At 77.1% G+C, this 607-nt stretch carries 1 protein-coding gene; it reads right to left on the minus strand.

The window, feature by feature from the left end; translation table 11 throughout:
• The coding region (locus ACYVE9_RS30110) for a DUF5691 domain-containing protein (protein WP_461031026.1) at positions 1-607 on the minus strand (607 nt) is incomplete at both ends.

Genomic DNA, 607 nt, shown 5'->3' on the forward strand with positions numbered 1-607 from the left:
CGGTTTGCCGATCAGCGCCCGGGCCCAGCCGGCGTCCTGCTGACGGATCGCGGCCCGCGCCCACGCGGTGTGCAGGTCGGCCTGCCAGTCGTCGGCCACCGGCAGCGCCACGATCTCCACCGGGCTCCGGCCGCCCAGATGCCGGGACCACTCGGCCAGCGGCGCCGCCTCCACCACCTGGCTCAACCACCACGACCGCTCACCGCGCCCCGCCGGGGGCTTCGGCACCACCCCGTCGCGCTGCATGCCCGCATCGCACTCGTGCGGCGCCTCGACCACCAGCCCCGGTCGGTCCGTCACACCCGTGCGGTCGAGACCGACGCAGGCGCGGGCCCGCAGCGCCATCCGGGCAGCCAGCGCGGACCGCGGCAGCGCGGAGAGCAGCTCCGCGGCCGTCGCCCGGACGGTACGGCTGCGGTCGGTGAGCGCCTGCTCCAGGAACGGCTCGTCCGCCGGGCCCAGGCACTCCCGCAGGGAGTCCAGGAACATCAGGCGGTCCTCGGCCCGCTCGCTGGACCACGTCCCCGCGAGCAGCTCACGGCCGGCGTCCGCGTCACGCCGGCGGACCGCCGTCAGCAGCGCCACCCGCTCGGCGAACAGCCCCTCG

The organism is Streptomyces sparsus, from assembly GCF_054776295.1.